The sequence below is a fragment of the Streptomyces sp. NPDC060064 genome (genome assembly GCF_042736455.1).
In the GTDB taxonomy this organism is placed as follows: Bacteria; Actinomycetota; Actinomycetes; order Streptomycetales; family Streptomycetaceae; genus Streptomyces.
Map to the genome: position 1 here is coordinate 157,565 of NZ_JBHWWF010000009.1, position 17,152 is coordinate 174,716.

7 protein-coding genes and 1 pseudogene are annotated in these 17,152 nt (G+C 69.9%); 5 read left to right on the top strand and 3 right to left on the bottom strand.

All coding sequences use genetic code 11. The features are described from left to right. The first annotated feature begins 94 nt into the window (after positions 1-94). From ACFWDI_RS14040 to ACFWDI_RS14060, 5 genes are all read left to right on the top strand, one after another. Positions 95-841, top strand: coding sequence for a thioesterase II family protein (locus tag ACFWDI_RS14040; protein WP_385303788.1), 747 nt, complete (start codon positions 95-97; stop codon positions 839-841). A gap of 120 nt (positions 842-961) precedes the next feature. Then, positions 962-3,823, top strand: coding sequence for an AAA family ATPase (locus ACFWDI_RS14045; protein WP_385303762.1), 2,862 nt, complete (start codon positions 962-964; stop codon positions 3,821-3,823). A 299-nt stretch (positions 3,824-4,122) separates the two neighbouring features. Beyond that, positions 4,123-6,984: an AAA family ATPase gene (locus ACFWDI_RS14050; RefSeq protein WP_385303763.1), complete on the top strand. Its 2,862-nt coding sequence runs from the start codon at positions 4,123-4,125 to the stop codon at positions 6,982-6,984. After that, a complete protein-coding gene (locus tag ACFWDI_RS14055; RefSeq protein ID WP_385303764.1) occupies positions 6,965-7,936 on the top strand; it encodes a metallophosphoesterase family protein in 972 nt (323 codons plus the stop codon). Before ACFWDI_RS14050 ends, ACFWDI_RS14055 begins: the two co-directional genes overlap by 20 nt. Beyond that, the gene (locus tag ACFWDI_RS14060) at positions 7,933-8,619 is read left to right on the top strand and encodes a 4'-phosphopantetheinyl transferase (RefSeq protein WP_385303766.1); all 687 of its coding nucleotides are present in this window, start codon (positions 7,933-7,935) and stop codon (positions 8,617-8,619) included. Before ACFWDI_RS14055 ends, ACFWDI_RS14060 begins: the two co-directional genes overlap by 4 nt. A 127-nt stretch (positions 8,620-8,746) precedes the next feature. Here the strand turns inward: ACFWDI_RS14060 and ACFWDI_RS14065 are convergent, their stop codons facing one another. From ACFWDI_RS14065 to ACFWDI_RS14075, 3 genes and pseudogenes are all read right to left on the bottom strand, one after another. Beyond that, entirely contained in the window at positions 8,747-9,967 is a 1,221-nt protein-coding gene (locus ACFWDI_RS14065; protein ID WP_385303768.1) for a glycosyltransferase, read from the bottom strand. Between the two features lie 114 nt (positions 9,968-10,081). Next, a complete protein-coding gene (locus ACFWDI_RS14070) occupies positions 10,082-10,633 on the bottom strand; it encodes a hypothetical protein (protein ID WP_385303770.1) in 552 nt (183 codons plus the stop codon). Between the two features lie 150 nt (positions 10,634-10,783). Further along, positions 10,784-17,137 (bottom strand): annotated as a pseudogene (locus ACFWDI_RS14075) (type I polyketide synthase); the annotation flags it as partial. Positions 17,138-17,152: the final 15 nt, after the last annotated feature.

Sequence of the window (17,152 nt, forward strand, 5' to 3'; positions counted from 1 at the left end):
AGGGGTACCCCCTACTTTGATCAAGCTGTCTACTATTGCTGCCACCGGCGGGTACGTCGCATCGAGCACTGAATTGAAGGCGGAACGGCAGCCAATGATTGAACCCTTGACCAACACGCCCTGGCTGATACGGTTCCGGCCATCCCCACAGGCCGGAACTCGCCTCATCTGCCTGCCTCACGCGGGTGGTTCAGCCTCCTTTTACTTTCCTATGACCAGGGCGATAGCCCCCGATACGGACGTCCTTGCGGTGCAATACCCGGGACGTCAGGATCGCCGGTCCGAGCCCTGTATCACGGATTTGGGAGCTCTCGCCGACGAGATTGCGACAGCTCTTCAGCCGTGGCTCGATCTGCCCACGGTGCTTTTCGGCCACAGCATGGGGGCGACGCTTGCCTTCGAGGTGGCGCGACGGCTGGAGCGGGACCCGGAGTTCACCCCGCGGAGGATCGTCGCCTCGGGTCGGCGTGCACCCTCCGCGCACCGTGACGAGACGGTGCACCAGCGTGACGACGACGGCATCATCGCCGAGATGCGCCTGCTCAGCGGCACTGATGCACGTATCCTGGCCGACGAGGAGTTCCTCCGGATGGCGATGCCGGCCATCCGGGGCGACTACACGGCGGTGGAAACGTACCGGGTCGAACCGGGCGCCACCGTGCGCGCGCCGATCACCGTGCTCACCGGCGACACCGACGTACGGACGAGCGCGGAGGAGGCCGAGGCGTGGCGGCAACACACCAACGGCGACTTCGAACTGCACACTTTCACAGGCGGCCACTTCTTCCTGACTGACCACCAGGAGCGGGTCGGCAGAATCGTTTCCGGCTGTCTGCTCTAGCACTCACCGTCCGCTCAACCGGCACGCAACAGTGCGTTTGTGGTTCGCATTCATTGACATAATATTCACCGCTGGACTTTCCATTTGATTGCGAAAGTCCCGGCGGCTCGGGGGAGAGATATGTTGTTGGAGGCTCACTATGTCGAGCGAGAAAATCAGCGGACGCTGCTGAGAGAGCTCCTGGAAAGCGCAAGAGAAGGGCGAGGGCAGGTCGCACTGCTCAGCGGGGCGGTCGCCAGCGGGAAAACGGCGCTTTTGATGAATTGCGCCGATCAAGCACTGGCGGAGGGCGCGCTCCTGTTGGACACGGCGGGAGTCCGCGCCGAGCGCTCACGGCCTTTCGGTCTCCTCGGGAGGATCTTCGCGAGTGCACCGCTGACCTCCGCGGCGCACGCCGAAGTGGCACGGCTGATCGACGGAGTGTCCGGAGCCGAGTCATCGGTGCATGACCAGATGTTGGCCATGCCTCAACTGAGCGCCGCCCTCCTCGACTTGGCCAAGGAAAACCTGGTGGTGATCGCGGTTGATGATGTCCATGACGGCGATCAGGCCTCTCTTCGGTTTCTGCTCTATCTGACCCGCCGCATTCGCCACGTCCGGATGCTGGTCGTACTGACCGAACCCGCCAGGCTCGAATCGAGCAAGCGCAGTTTCCACGCGGAACTCGCGCACCTGCCGCACTGCACCTGGCTGCGTCTGAAGTTGCTGTCGCCGATCGGGACTGTGGGGCTCCTGAGCGAACACTTCACGCCCTCGACGGCCGCGCGCCTCGCCCCGGAACTGCATGACATCACCGGCGGCAGTCCGCTCCTGCTCCGGGCACTGGTCGAGGACCGCCTCGCCGCCACCGAGGCGGGAGACCCGTTCCAGCCGCTCGTACGAGGCGAGAACTACGCACAGGCCGTGATCGACTGCCTGCACCGGTGCGGCCCCGAACCGCTGGAGATCGCCCAGGGCATCGCCGTCCTGGGATCCCATGCCGACCCCGGGCTGCTCGGCCGCCTTCTCGGCATTCACCTCAGGAGCGTCGAGCAGGCCGTCGCGGACCTGGGACAGTGCGGACTCCTGAGTGACGGCCGCTTCCGTGACGAGCAGGCCGCCTCGGTCGTGCGGGACGCCATGGCGGCGGACCGGCTGTCGCAGCTGCACACCCGCGCCGCCGAGCTGCTTCACCAGAACGGCTCGGCCGCGTACGACATCGCCCACCACCTCGTCGTGGCCCGGGACACGGCGGACCTCTGGGCGGTGCCGGTGCTCCAGGAAGCGGCCGAGTACGCGCTGGCGGACGGCGACATGGAATTCGCCCGCCGCTGTCTCGCCCTCGCCCAGGACTCCTGCGAGGACGACCGGCTGCGCGCCTCACTCACCGTCAAGCTGGCCGGTGTCGTCTGGCGCACCGATCCTGCGGCCGTGGAGGTCAAGGCGTCGACGCTCCTGCTGGATGCGACGGCGGCCCGGCTCTCGCCCAGCGATCTGGTGGTGTCCTTGTCGTATCTCGCCTGGTCGGGCCGGCTGGTCGAGGCGAGGGAGGTGCTGGAGGCCCTCGAAGGGGCCGACGGCTGGTCCGGCCGTGAGGAACGGACGGCTCTGACGGCCGCCCGCCGCTGGCTGACCGTGCTCAGTCCCTCACTGGGCATGGAGCCGGGCGGCGAGGAGCCGATGCGCCCCGGGCCTGCCGACACCCTTGCCGGAGACGCGGAAATCGCCCATCTTCACGCCTCGTCCGCGGTGGCAGCCGCTCTGTCGGAGAGCAGGCGCGAGGACGCGGTCTCCGAAGCCACTCGTGTGCTGCAGCGCTACCGGCTCAACGACGGCTATGTGCAGCCCCTGGTCGTCGCCCTCTGGGCGCTGGTGTACGCCGACCGGCTGGATCTCGCCGTGCCCTGGTGCGAGCGGCTGCTCAACGAATCCGCGGACCACCATGCCCCGGCCTGGCAGGCCATGTTCACCTCCGTACGGTCCGAGATAGCGCTACGGCAGGGCGACTTGCCCGGGGCGAAGGTGCACGCCGAGTCGGCACTGCGGCAGATGGGGCCGAGGAGCTGGTCTCTCGCCCGTTCCTTCCCACTCGCCACGCTGATCCAGGCACACACGGGCATGGGGCAGTTCGACGAGGCGGAGAGCCTGCTCGGCCAGACCGTGCCCGACGCCTTCCTGCACACCCTGCCGGGTCTGCACTACGCACGCGCCAGGGGCCGCTGGAACCTGGCCACCGGCCGCTACCACGCCGCTCTCGGGGACTTTCTGGCCTGCGGCGAGGCGCTCGAGGAGTGGGGTGTCGACGCCCCTGAGCTGGTGCCGTGGCGGCTCGACGCGGCGGAGACGTGGCTCGCCCTCGGCCACCCCGAAAAGGCCCGGAGCCTGGCCGAGCAGCAACTGCTGCGCAGCCCTGACCGGGCGCGCGGTACGGCTCTGCGGCTGATTGGCGCCACCGGTGAGGGCCGGCGCGGCCTCCAGCAGCTCCAGGAGGCGGTGGAGATCCTGGAGAACGGCGGGGACCGGCTGCAACTGGCCTTGGCCCTCGGCGAGTTGGGGCGCCTCTGCCGGCTGATGGACGATGTCAACCGCGCCCGGATGCTGGTTCGGAAGGCATGGCATGTCGCCAAGTCCTGTGGTGCCGAACCGCTGTGCCGTCAGCTGATACCCGGCGGCACGGACCCCGACTTCGAAGCACCGCGCCACGAGCCGGTACTGCCGCAGAACACGGCTTCGCTGACCGAGGCGGAGAGCCGTGTGGCCGTGCTGGCCGCCCATGGCAACACCAACCGGGAGATCGCCGCCAGGCTGTACGTCACCGTGAGCACGGTGGAGCAGCATCTGACGCGCATCTACCGTAAGTTGAAGGTCAACCGGCGACGCGAGCTGCCGACAAGGCTGGCTGGCAACAGCGACCATTCACAGCTCGCGCTGAACGGCAGGCAAACAGTCGGTGACCTTGTTCCGATGGAGGTGACGTCCTGCGGAACTGGCCGGCACAACTAGCTTGATCTCTACATGACCTTGACATCTTTCTGATGTCCTGACCGGAGATGATGGTCCGGTCACCCCAACCACTCCGCGGGGCCGCCGCGGAGCAACCGGGGGCAGTACCCCCGCACGGCGGGGTTGCAACGGGGAAGCGCAGTGGCAGTCGGATCCCGGCCTCGGCCGGGACAGCGGCCTCGGCCGGCACAGCGCACATCGCAACGGGGAAGCACGAAGTACATGATCGACCAGCCGACCGCTGGCGTGTCCGTACCTCATCGCCACTCGCGTGCGACGAAGGGGAAGGACACGTGGCCATGGGGATGCATCGGGACAAGGAATCGGCACAACTCCGCGAGTTTCTCGAGGCGAATCTCCGGGCGACAAGACCCTGCCCCCGTCTCGCGGTCATCAGCGGCGCGGCCGGTCTCGGCAAGACCGAACTCCTGCACGCGCTGACGGACTTCGCCGCGGCGAACCAGGTCACCGTCGTGAGCGCCGTGGCCGCACCCACGGAGCAGAGCCTGCCGTACGCGGTCCTGGAACAGCTCCAGCAGGGCATGCCGCCGGAGGCGGAGCAGGGGTACCGGACAGCCCGGGACTGCGAGGGAACCACGGAGCCCTCCGCGCCGGCCTCCCAGGTTCCCCTGCGGGTACTGCGTGAACTGACGCGCAGGTTCGGCGGACCGGCTGCTGCCGGGCATGTGCTGATCGCCGTCGACGACATCCAGTTCGCGGACGTCCAGTCCCTCCAGGTCCTGCGGTATCTGCTGCGGCACTCCGGCCTGACCGCCCTGTCCGTGGTGGTGACAGAAGGGCCCGCGCCGACCGGGGCGGCCTTCCCCGCAGACGAGTTGCTGGAGCGTGACCAACTGCTGCGCGTCCGGCTCGGCCCGCTCGGCGTCGAGGACGTCGGCCGGGTACTCTCCGACCGCTTCCCCTCCGCCGAGGCCGCCCGGCTGGCACCGGACTTCCATCACGCAACGGGTGGCAACCCGCTGCTGGTCAGGGCGCTGGCCGCGGACCAGTTCGTGCCGTCGGCCGCCCGCCGGGAAGGCGGGACTCCACAGGCCGGTGACCTCTTCCGGCAGGCCGCGCTGCGATGTGTCCAGCGCAGCGGTCACAACGCCCTGGCCGTCGCGCGCGGTCTCGCACTGCTCCAGGAGCCGTCGACCTCGCCGAACGTGGGTCTGCTTCTCAGCGTCGAGGACCACACGGTCCGGCCGGCCGCGGCCGCCCTCGAGGAGGCGGGCATCCTCCAGGACCAGCAGTTCCGCCACGAAGCCATGGAGAAGGCCGTACTGGAGGACCTTCCGGCCGAGGAGGCCGCGCAGCTGCGTTACTGGGCGGCCAAGCTGCTGCACCAGCGCGGCGCGAGCTCCGTGCGGGTCGCCACCCAGCTACTGGCCCAGGATCTGCGGGGGCAGGCGGAGGAGACATGGGTGTGCCGAGTCCTCCAGGACGCCTCGCACCAGGCGCTGGCCGCCGCCGAGCCGGACTTCGCGATGCGATGCCTGCAGATGGCCGAGCGCTGCTGCCGCGACGAGCCGACCCGGCTGTCCATCAGGGCCCAACTGGCCGAGCTCAACTGGCGTCATCAGCCGGCGACCGCCGCACAACAGGTACAGGCGCTGGCTCTGCCGGCCCGCGGTGGTCAGCTGCCGCTGCGTTACACGCTGCGGCTGGTGCCACAGCTGATGTGGTACGGGTATGTGGACGAGGCGACGGCTGCCTTCCGGGTGGCGAGCGCCACCGTGGCCGCCACCCACGCACCGCGCCTCGACGACGAAATCAACGCCACCCGGCTGCAGATGGCCGGCACCTACCCGGGTGCGCTCACCGCAAGCGACCAGGTGCCGCACGACGAACAGCGGTCCGAACCGAAGTTCACCAGCACCACGTCCACCTCCACCACTGATGCTGTGGTCAGTGCGCCGGTGAAGGCGTTCGGCGCGCTGAATTCCGTACTCGGTCTCCGGGCCGAGGCGTCCGCGGTGTCGGACGCCGAACAGACCCTGCGGTCCACCGTGCTGACGGAGGCCACCGTCGAGACGCTGCTGGCCGCGCTGAGCACCCTGGTCCTCAGTGATCTGCTCAGCTCTTCGGCCCGCTGGTGCGACCGGCTGCTCGTGCAGGCCCGCAGCGGGCGTGCCCCGGCCCTGCTCACGGCCTTCCGGGCGCTCATCTGCCTGCGGCAGGGCAATCTCACCGGCGCGGTGGAGCAGGCCGAGTCATCACTGGAGCGGCTGCCCGCGCAGGGATGGGGCGTAGCCATCGGACTGCCCCTGTCGGTGCTGGTGGAGGCCCGCACACACATGGGGCACCACGAGGCGGCGGCCGAGCTGCTTGACCGGCCCGTACCCGACTCGATGTTCCGGACCCGCTACGGACTTTCCTACCTCCACGCGCGTGGCGTACTGCAACTGCGGACAGGGCGCCACCATGCCGCGCTCGCCGACTTCATGGAGTGCGGCGAACTCATGAAGGCCTGGGGCATGGACTCACCCACCCTGGTGCCGTGGCGGACCAGGGCGGCGGAGACCTGGCTGAAACTGAAGAACCCCGAGCGGGCCGTCGCTCTGCTCGACGACGAACTGTCCCGTACGCATCCCAAGCATCTGCGGACCCGGGGCGCCGCACTGCGGGTGCTGGCGGCCACGCGTCCCCTCCCGCACCGGCCCGCACTGCTGGAGGAGGCCGTCCGACTGCTTCGCGACGTCGGCGACTCGTACACCATGGCCCTGGCCATGACCGACCTCGGCCAGGCCTACAAGCGGCTCGGGGAACCGGTCAAGGGGCGTGGGCTGGTACGGCAGGCGGGACAGGTGGCGGACATCTGCGGTGCGTACGAACTGTTCCGGGCGCCCCAGCCCACCACGGCCCGCGTCGCCCCGTCCGGGCCGGGCACCGTCCCCGCCGGGCCGGAGCACACCATAGGGACGGAGAACCGTGCGGAGAGCCGTGCGGAGAACCGTGCGGAGGAGGCCCTGACGGAGGCCGAGCGCCGGGTCGCCAGGCTGGCCGCGCTGGGCCACACCAACCGCGAGATTTCCAGCAAGCTCTTCATCACCGTCAGCACGGTGGAACAGCACCTCACCCGGGTCTACCGGAAGATCAACATCAGGCGCCGCCAGGACCTGCCGACCAGTTTGGACTTCGATGTCGCCGATTGCGCCTGAACTCTTCACTCCTGAACCTGCCGTGCCCAAGGCCTCCGCGTCCGGGCGGGCGCCCGCTCCGTCCGAGGGCGCCGGACGGCAGCTCCTTGCCGTGAGTGACCTCCATGTCGGGATGGCCGACAACTGGCCGATCACCGAGTCGCTGCGCCCTGGCGGCGACGACGACTGGCTGATCGTGGCCGGAGACGTCGCCGAACTGACGCAGGACATCGAGCGGGCACTGCGCATGCTGGCCGACCGGTTCGCCAAGGTGATCTGGGCGCCGGGCAACCACGAACTGTGGACACCTCGCGAGGACCCGGTCCAACTGCGCGGCGAGGCCCGCTACCGGCATCTGGTGGAGCTCTGCAGAAGCCTGGGCGTGGTGACGCCGGAGGATCCGTACCCCGTGTGGAACGGCCCGGGCGGGCCTGTCGCCGTCGCCCCGCTCTTCGTGCTCTACGACTACACCTTCCGGACACCCGGAGCCTCCACCGAGGAGGAGTCGCTGGCGCGCGCCTACGAGGCGGGCGTGGTGTGCACGGACGAGTTCCTGCTCCATCCCGACCCCTACCCCGGCCGAGCCGCCTGGTGCCGGGCGCGCGTGGCGGAGACCGAACGCCGACTGGCAGCCCACGACCCGGACGTCCCCCTCGTACTCGTGAACCACTTCCCGCTGGTGCGGCAGCCCACGGACATACTGTGGCACCCGGAGTTCGCCCAGTGGTGCGGCACCGAGCTGACCGCCGACTGGCACATACGCTTCAACACCGCCGCAGTCGTCTACGGGCATCTGCACATCCCGCGCACCACCTGGTACGACGGGGTCCGCTTCGAGGAGGTCTCGATCGGCTATCCCCGCGAGTGGCGCAAACGCGGCCACCCGCGGGGGCTGCTGCGCCGGATCGCTCCGTTCACGGAAGAGCCTCCGGCCCGGGCGGGCGTCACGGGCCGGCTGAAGGGCCGGGCATGATCGACGAGTTGCTGCCGAAGACGGTCGTCTGCGCCGAGGCGTTCGAGGACGGGGACGAGCCCGAGGCCGGTCTGTATCCGCAGGAGGCGGCCCTGGTCGCGTCCACGGTGGCCGAGCGGCGTGCGGAGTTCGCGACCGTACGGGCGTGTGCGCGGCGCGCGCTCGCCGGTCTGGGGCTGCTGCCCTCGCCCGTGATGCCAGGGGTGCGCAATGTGCCCCTGTGGCCGACGGGCGTGGTGGGGAGCATGACGCACTGCGCGGGCTATCGCGCGGCGACGCTGGCCATGGCGGACGACATCCTGGCGATCGGAATCGACGCGGAACCCGACGGGCCGCTGCCCGACGGGGTGCTGGAGGCGATCGCGCTGCCGCGTGAGGCCGCATGGGCGCTGTCCCCGGCGACGATCGGCCCCGCGCACCGGGACCGGTTGCTGTTCAGCGCCAAGGAGTGCGTCTACAAGACCTGGTTCCCGCTCACCTGGCGGGAGATCGACTTCGACGACGCGGAGATCACCTTCAGCTATGACACCGCATCGTCCGGACTGTTCTCGGCGCGGATCCTGCGCCCGGGGCGCCTGCCCGACGGGGGACCGCTGACGGGCTTCACCGGCCGCTGGCTCGCCAGGGACGGGCTGCTCGTCACCGCGATCGCACTGGAGGCCCAGGTGCCCGCGCGCAGCTAGCAGTCCGCGGGTACGCAGAAGGCGGGCGCCGGTTCCGATGGTCAATCGGACCGGCGCCCGCCGGGACGCTGCCGGACGGGGGGCCGGCAGCGGGCTTGTGCGAACCTGACGTGATATCAGGCTCTGGTCATGAGGTGTGTGCGGCGACGAGCGACTCGAGATGGGTGACGACCTCGTCGATACCGGCAAGACCGAGCATCTGCCGGTGCGCGCTGCGGATGCCCGCTTGGATCCGGTCGTCGCCGAGCACCTGCTTGCAGGCCATGGCAACGCCCTCGGGAGTCACATCGGTGACGTGGGCGCCGAGACCCAGCTCCGCCAGCCGCTCGGAGTTGTGGAGATGGTCGCCGAACTGCGGCAGCGACACCATGGGCACACCCTGCCGGATGGCCTCGCGGACGCTGTTGTAACCACCGTGCGTCACGAACAGCTGTGCACACTCCAGGAGTTGCTGCTGAGGCAGCCAGTCCATCACGATCACGTTGTCCCCGACGGTGACGCCGTCGACGGGGAAGCCGGCGGTGCCCACGACGGCGTAGCAGTCGAGTGCGGAGAGCCCTTCGATGATGGCTCGCAGCGTGTCGGAGGGGTGGAGCATGCCCTCGGGCGGTTCGATGCCCTGCTCCTTCATACCCATCACCGTGGGCAGCGCGCTGCCCACCGAGGCCACCACCAGCGGGCGGTCGCCCGGCAGTTCGGCCAGCTCGGCGGGAAGACTCTGCGTTCCGTGCAGCGCCGCGGGCTGCTGATAGGCGAACGCCTCCGGCGCCGGGTACCGGGTGAAGGAGAACGTCTCGGGGACACAGTCGATGCGGTCGAGGGGGTAGACCGACCACGGCTCCGACTGGGGGGCGAGCCCGACTTCCACCCGCCGCTCGTTCAGGAAGGGCAGCAGACCTTCGGGATCGATGACATTCGTCGGTCCCGAAGGGCATGAGACATGCGGAATACCGAGCGCCTCGGCGACCAGTACACCGGTCAGTTCGCCGCCGTCCCGCAGTACCAGATCGGGGTTCCATTCCCTGGCGATCGGAATAATCCGCTCGAAGGTGGTGGTGATATGCGGGCCGCCGCCCCAGAGGATCATCTGCAGCCTGTTGTCAACGACGATCTCTTCGCCCGGATTGCTGTCCTTGAAGCGGTCCCGCAGAGAGAAGATGGAGTGCATGATCTCCGGAATGCTCGGCATCACCGGCTTCACGGTGACGGGCGCGCCTTCGAATACGGGAACCAAATGCTCAGGCACCGTGGCCAGAACCTCGTGGCCCGCCTCGGCCAGCGCCCGGGCCAGCGGCAGCACCTCATTGGCGTGCCCCTGTGTTCCGGTCACCGTACAGAAAACTCGCATTTCCAAATCTCCCTGACGTTCAGTGTGTTCCGCACCGGCCGAATTTCCTGGAGTGAATAATTCCGGCCGGCGGGAGGAGGCGACAACCCCTATCCGCCCCTCCCGTTACCCGGGTCAGACTGCGCTGGGCTGCCTGGTCCGCTGCGCGGGAGCCACGTGCCGCGGGCGACGCATCCAGCGAATGGCGACGCCAACCGTGCGGACCAGAACCATCGCCATGGCCATCAGGACGAAGAAGGCAGCCACCCCGTCGGGGTCGATGTGCTGCTCAACGGTCCACTTGCCGAAATCGGCCCGGAATGAATCGATGTTCTCCAGCGACCAGATGAAGCTGAGGCGACCGACGAGTACCGCCATCCAGATGGCGAGGTAACTCCAACCGGCCCGGGTGTAGGTCTTTCCGGTGGCCGCATCGTTCTCGACCCGCATTGTGTAGAGCAGTCCGACACCGATTGCCGCACCAATGGCGATGCCGACGCCGGCCGACGTGAGATTGGGCTGCGTCGCCTTGAGGTTGTGGAGCATGTCATAGGCGAAATAAGCCACAAGTCCTAGTGGCATGAGCAGCTTGAGGACTCCGAAGCGATGCCGCCCCACCTGGGTGGTAAGGACGATGGTGATCAGGATCCCGCTCAGGAACAGAGCATCCAACATGGCGTCAGTCACTGCGTACCTCCGATTCGTTCTTGGGTGTATTGAAAGACTAGGATCCGCGCGGCCTTTGGTCCTGAGTTCACGGGTGGAGAAAGGGGGTGGAGACCGAGACTTCGGTTTCCACCCCCTCATGCCCTCCGCAGGGAGGACCCGGGCAGACCGCTACGCCGACGGGTCGAGTTGCGACAGCCACTCGTGTACGGTCCGCGCGGTCCTGCCGGCGTGCTCCTCCATCATTGAGAAGTGATCGCCCGCGGTGTCGAGCGCGCTGTGCTCCAGTCGCCAGGAGGACTGCCAGTCCTCTGTGTGCCGCCAGTTCGGCAGTGGCTCGGAAGCCCTCACCAGCAGCGTCGGTGTGGCGATGGCCTGCGGCTCCCAGTCGCCGAAGATGCGGAAGTAGCCCGCCATCGCGGTGAGCCGCACATCGCCGAGCGCCCCCAGACCGCCAGCCGCCGCACCCGAGCCGGAGTCCGGTCCCGAGTCCGGCCTGTCTTCGCCGTCGGGCGTCCCGGCGCCCCCGATCCGCGCCTGAACCCCCGTGAACGCCCGCGCGTCGAGCGGATAGATGTCCATCAGCACCAGCGCCTGCGGCCGTACGCCCAAGGACTCCAGCCGGCTCACCAGCGAATGCGCCAGCATGCCTCCCGAGGAGTGCGCAGCCAGCACGAACGGCTTCCCGTCCGTATGGGCGAGCAACGATTCGGCGTGTGCCACGGCCAGCGCGTCCACATCCGCCGGCAGCGGCTCCCCGGGTACGAAACCGGGCGCCGGCAGCACCGATACATTGCGGACATCACGGAGCGCGGCGGCGAACCGGGCGTACTCGTGCGGCCCCGACATCGGCAGGACCGACGGGACGCAGATCAGTTCGGCGCCGGACTCGCCCTTGGCCAGCCGGACCATGTCCAGCTCGCCCGAGAGCTCCGCGGACGACTCGAACGACGGCCTGAACTCCGAGGCGCTGGTGAGGAGCGTGACGAACTCCTGCAGCCGTCCCACCTCGCCCGCACGCCGCGCCATCGCCCCGAACACACTCTCCTGCCCGGCGCCCACAGCGGGCGCGCCCCCTTCCGCGGGACGCGGCTCGGCCGCGGACCCCATCGCCCGGGTGAGATAGGCGGCCAGCGCTTCCGAGGTCGGGTTCTCGAAGGCGACGGTCGCAGGCAGCCGTACTCCGGTCGCCGCGCCGAGCCGGTTGCGCAGTTCGACGGCGCTCAGCGAGTCGAAACCCATCTCCAGGAACCGGCGGGTGGGAGCCACCGCATCCGCGTCGGCGTAGCCGAGGACGGAAGCAGCCTGCGTACGGACGTACTCCAGCATGGCCGCGCCACGCTCGTGCTCGGGCAGCCCGGCCAGCCGCTCCGCCAGCGACGGGCCAGAGGTCTGCGCCCCGCCGCCGGAGCGCCGCGCGACGGTCCTGACGAGACCGCGCAACAGCGGCGGCACACCTTCCGGATCTGCCTGAGCGCGCAGTTCGGCCAGATCCAGCCGCATCGGCACGAACAGGGTGCGCTCGTGGTGCCACGCCGCGTCGAACAGCTCCAGTCCCTCTTGCGAACTGAGGCCGGGTATCCGGTTGCCGGTGCGCGCGGCGGCGTCCTCGCCGTTGGCCTCGCCGATCACGCCGAGGCTGTCCAGCCACAGGCCCCAGGCCATCGAGGTGGCCGGCAGCCCCCTGATGCGCCGGTGCTGGGCGAGGGCGTCGACGAAGGCGTTGGCGGCCGCGTAGTTGGCCTGGCCAGGGTTGCCCATCACGCCGGCCGCGGACGAGAACAGTACGAAGGCGGAGAGGTCCAGGCCCTCGGTCAGCTCGTGCAGATGGAGCGCGGCGTCCACCTTGGGGCGCATGACCTTCGCCAGCCGCTCAGGAGTGAGCCCGTCGATGACACCGTCGTCCAGCACTCCGGCGCTGTGTACGACCGCCGTCAGCGGACGCTCGGCAGGCACACCGGCGAACAGTGCTTCCAGCGCGGCCCGGTCCGAGGTGTCGCAGGCCACCAGCTGGACATCGGCGCCCAGCCCGGTGAGTTCGGCCGTCAGCTCGGCGGCCCCCGCGGCATCGGCGCCGCGCCTGCTGGTCAGCAGCAGACGGCGCGCGCCGTGCTCGGTCACCAGATGGCGAGCCACCAGGGCGCCGAGAGTGCCGGTGCCGCCGGTGATCAGCACGGTCCCGTCCGGGTCGAGGACCGTGCCGTCCGTCCCCGTCCCCTGGGCTGCCGGGTCCGTCTTTGGGCCGGTCTCGCCGGCCACCGGAACCCGCGCCAGCCGCGGTGCCAGCGCGCTGCCCGCACGCAGCGCGATCTCCGGCTCCCCGGACGCCGCCGCGGCCCACAGCGCATGAGCCGAGGACTGCTCACCGTCGAGGTCGACAGTGATGAACCGGTCCGGATTCTCCGCGCGGGCGGAGCGCAGCAGGCCCCACACAGGGGAGTGGGCCAGGCCCGGTACGTCCTCGTCGGGTCCGGTGGCAACCGCGTTCCGGGTCACGACGACAAGGCGCGCATCTGCGAGACGCTGGTCCGCCAGCCACCCCTGGACCAGCTCGAGCGCTTCACGGGCCGCGAGGTGCGCGGCCGCGGCGGTACCGCCCGTACTGCCGGATTCCGCGCCGGCCTCCAGGCCGAACGGCGCGAAAACCAGCTCCGGAACCGGGCCGCCCGCCGCCAACACGGCAGTCAGGGCGCCGAGATCGGCGTGAGTCGCGCCCACCGCACCGGCCAGCCCCTCACCGATCACTGCGTACGACGCCTTCGCGCCGACCGCCGACAGCGGCAGAGGCACCCAGTCGACCTGGAACAGCGACTCGTGGTGGCGCGTGCTCGCCGCACTCAGCTTCTCGGCCGAGATCTGCCGCACCACCAGCGCGTCGGCGGCCACGACCGGACGCCCGGTGGCGTCACCGACCTGGAGGGAGAGCGCATCCTCGCCCTCGACCGGAGCGAAACGGACTCGCAGGGCCTTCGCGCCCGTCGCGTACAGGCTGACGCCACGCCACGAGAAGGGCAGCCACAGCCCGCCCGTCTCCGCCCCGTCCGATCCGTCGACCGTCCCGGCCGCCACGGCGTGCATCGCCGCGTCCAGCAAAGCGGGGTGCACACCGAACTCCTCTGCCGCAGAGTGCAGTTCCTCCGGCAGGTCGATCTCCGCGAAGATCTCCGAACCGCGCCGCCACACACCGCGCAGCCCCTGGAACGCCGGTCCGTAGCCGATTCCGGCGGCGTGGAACTCGTCGTACAGCCCGTCGACGGGCACTTCCTCGCCGCCCTCGGGCGGCCAGACCGTGAAGTCGAACGACGCCGGCGCAGCGGATCCGGCGAGGGTGCCCGTAGCGTGCCGGGTCCACGGCTGCTCGCCGGGGACATCGTCGGGACGGGCGTGGATGCTGACACTGCGCCGCCCCGTACCGTCCGGGACACCGACCACGAGCTGCACCGCGACGCCGCCCTGCTCGGGCAGGATCAGCGGGGCCTCGAACGTCAGCTCCTCCAGCACACCGCAGCCGACCCGGTCGCCGGCATGCAGGGCCAGCTCCACGAAGGCCGTTCCGGGCAGCAGCACCGTGTCCAGCGCGGCATGGTCCGCGAGCCAGGGATGCGTCCGCAGGGAGAGCCGCCCCGAGAGCAACAGACCGTCCTCGTCGGCTCGTTCGATGGCAGCGGCCAGCAGCGGATGACCGGCCGGAACGAGGCCGGCGGAGGTCACATCACCGTCGTACAGCCCCGGCTCCAGCCAGTACCGGCTGCGCTGGAACGCGTACGTCGGCAGCTCCACACGCCCCTCACGGCCGGGGGTGATCACGGCGTCCCAGGTGGGCTCGGCGCCTGCGGTATGTGCGGTGGCCAGGGCGGTGAGGAAGCGCTGCGAGCCGCCCTCGTCGCGTCGCAGCGTGCCGAAGACGGCGGCCTCGCTGCCGGCGCTCTCGAGGATGCCCTGGAGCGGCACCGTCAGCACCGGATGCGGGCTGACCTCAATGAACATCTGGTGACCGGTCGCCAGCAACCCACGTACGGTGCGGTCGAATTCAACCGTCCGCCGCATGTTCTCGTACCAGTACTCGGCGTCCATGGTGCCGGTGTCGAGCAGCTCACCGGTGACGGTCGAGTACAGCGGCACCCGAGCCGCGCGCGGCACGACCGGGCCAAGATCGGCAAGGATCTGCTCGCGCAGCGGCTCGACCTGCGCGGAGTGTCCGGCACCGAGCGCACCCGGCACCCGCCGGACCCGTATCTCCGCGGCCTCCATCGCGGCAACGAACTCGTCGACGGCGTCCGGCACACCGGCCACCACGCACGCGCCGGGCCCGTTGACCACCGCGACCGACAGCCGGTCGCCATAAGGCGCGATCTGCTCCCGTACGGACTCCACCGGGGCCAGCACGGACGCCATCGCGCCCTTGCCGATCAGCGCGAGGAGCGCCTTGCTGCGCAGCGCGACAATGCGGGAGGCATCCTGGAGCGAGAGCGCGCCGGCGACGTACGCGGCGGCGACTTCGCCCTGCGAGTGGCCCACGACGGCAGCGGGCTCGACGCCGCAGGAACGCCACAGCGCGGCGAGCGACACCATCGTGGTGAACAGCATCGGCTGGAGCACATCGAGGCGTTCGGCGTCCGGTGCGCCCTGCGACCCGCGCAGCGCGTCGGCGACCGACCAGTCCAGGAACTCGGCGAAGGCCGCGTCACATTCGGCGACGGAGGCCGCGAACACCGGCGACGCTTCGAGCAGGCCGGCGGCCATACCGAGCCACTGCGAGCCCTGACCCGGGAAGACGAAGGCAATCTTCCGGTCCGGGCGGGCCATGCCCTGGACGAGCTGCGCACCCTCAGGCTGCTCGCCGGCTTCCCGAGTGCCGTCGGCGAGCGCCGCGAGACCGCGCAGCAGCCCTTCACGGTCGTCGGCGACCACGGCGGCCCGGTAGTCGAACGAAGCGCGCGTGGCCACCAGGGAGTGCGCCACATCCGCCGGGTCCAGCTCGGGCCGGGCGGCGACATGGGCGCGAAGACGCCCGGCCTGGCCGCGCAGTGCCTGCTCGGACTTGGCGGACAGGAGCCAGGGCGCCGGGGCCTGCGGGAGCGGGCGGGCGGCGGCCGGCGGGGAGTTCTCCACGACGGTGGCTGTGTCGGCCTGGGGCACTGGTGCGGCCGCCGCGCTCGCCGGCTCCGGGGCCTGCTCCAGGATCACATGCGCGTTGGTGCCGCTGACCCCGAACGAGGAGACACCCGCGCGACGGGGCTCATCCGATTCCGGCCACGGTCGCGCCTCGGTGAGCACCGCGACCGAACCGCCGGACCAGTCGACCTTCCGCGTCACCTCGCCGACATGCAGCGTCTTCGGCAGCACGCCGTGCCGCATGGCCATCACCATCTTGATGACGCCGCCGACACCCGCCGCAGCCTGCGTATGACCGACGTTGGACTTGAACGAGCCGAGCCACAAGGGCCGTTCGGCGTCGCGCCCCTGCCCGTACGTGGCGATCAGCGCCTGCGCCTCGATCGGATCGCCGAGCGTGGTCCCGGTGCCGTGCGCCTCCACCGCGTCCACCTGCTCGGGCGCAAGACGGGCGTTGGCCAGCGCCTCCTGGATGACGCGCTGCTGGGAGGGGCCGTTCGGGGAGGTCAGGCCGTTGGACGCGCCGTCCTGATTTACCGCCGTACCGCGAATGACGCCAAGGATCCGGCGGCCATTACGGCGCGCGTCGGAGAGCCGCTCCAGCAGAAGCATGCCCGCACCCTCGGAGAAGCCCGCGCCGTCCGCGTCCTCCGAGAACGCCTTGCACCGGCCGTCCGCTGCCAGCCCCTGCTGCTTACTGACCTCAATGAAGGTGCCCGGCGCGCACATGACGGTCGCGCCGCCCGACAGCGCCATGGAGCACTCGCCGTTGCGCAGCGCCTGAACAGCCAGATGCAGCGTCACCAGTGAGGACGAGCACGCGGTGTCCACGGTCACGGCCGGGCCGACAAGACCGAAGGTGTACGAGACTCGGCCGGAGGCGACGCTCCCGGACGTGCCCGTACTGAGAAAGCCGCCGACACCCTCCGGCAGAACGGGAGCCTGCGCCAGATAGTCCGTGTTGTTCATCAGACCCGCGAACACACCGGTCCTGCTGCCACGCAGCTCGGCCGGATTGATACCCGCGCTCTCGAACGCCTCCCAGGAGGCTTCGAGCAGCAGTCGCTGCTGCGGCTCCGTCGCGAGCGCCTCACGCGGCGAAATACCGAAGAACGCGGGGTCGAACTCGGCGGCGCCGTGTACGAATCCGCCGTACACGGTGTCGGAGGTGTACCCCTCGTCCCCCTTGCCGGAGCCCTGCAGCGCCGCAATGTCCCAGCCGCGGTCGGTGGGGAATTCCGTGACGCCGTCGCGGCCGTCGCGCACCAACTCCCAGAGCCCGTCGGGGCCTTCGACCCCGCCCGGGAAACGGCAGCTCATACCGACGATCGCGATGGGCTCGTGCGCGCCGGCCTCCAGCTCGCCGAGGCGCTGGCGGGTCTGGTGCAGATCGGCCGTGACCTGCTTAAGGAAGTGACGGAGCTT

Excerpts from the sequence above, each read along its gene's own strand:
- ACFWDI_RS14045 (WP_385303762.1), top strand. The coding sequence starts at position 962 with ATGTTGTTGGAGGCTCACTATGTCGAGCGAGAAAATCAGCGGACGCTG.
- ACFWDI_RS14060 (WP_385303766.1), top strand. The coding sequence starts at position 7,933 with ATGATCGACGAGTTGCTGCCGAAGACGGTCGTCTGCGCCGAGGCGTTC.
- ACFWDI_RS14050 (WP_385303763.1), top strand. The coding sequence starts at position 4,123 with ATGGGGATGCATCGGGACAAGGAATCGGCACAACTCCGCGAGTTTCTC.
- ACFWDI_RS14055 (WP_385303764.1), top strand. The coding sequence starts at position 6,965 with ATGTCGCCGATTGCGCCTGAACTCTTCACTCCTGAACCTGCCGTGCCC.
- ACFWDI_RS14040 (WP_385303788.1), top strand. The coding sequence starts at position 95 with ATGATTGAACCCTTGACCAACACGCCCTGGCTGATACGGTTCCGGCCA.
- ACFWDI_RS14065 (WP_385303768.1), bottom strand. The coding sequence starts at position 9,967 with ATGCGAGTTTTCTGTACGGTGACCGGAACACAGGGGCACGCCAATGAG.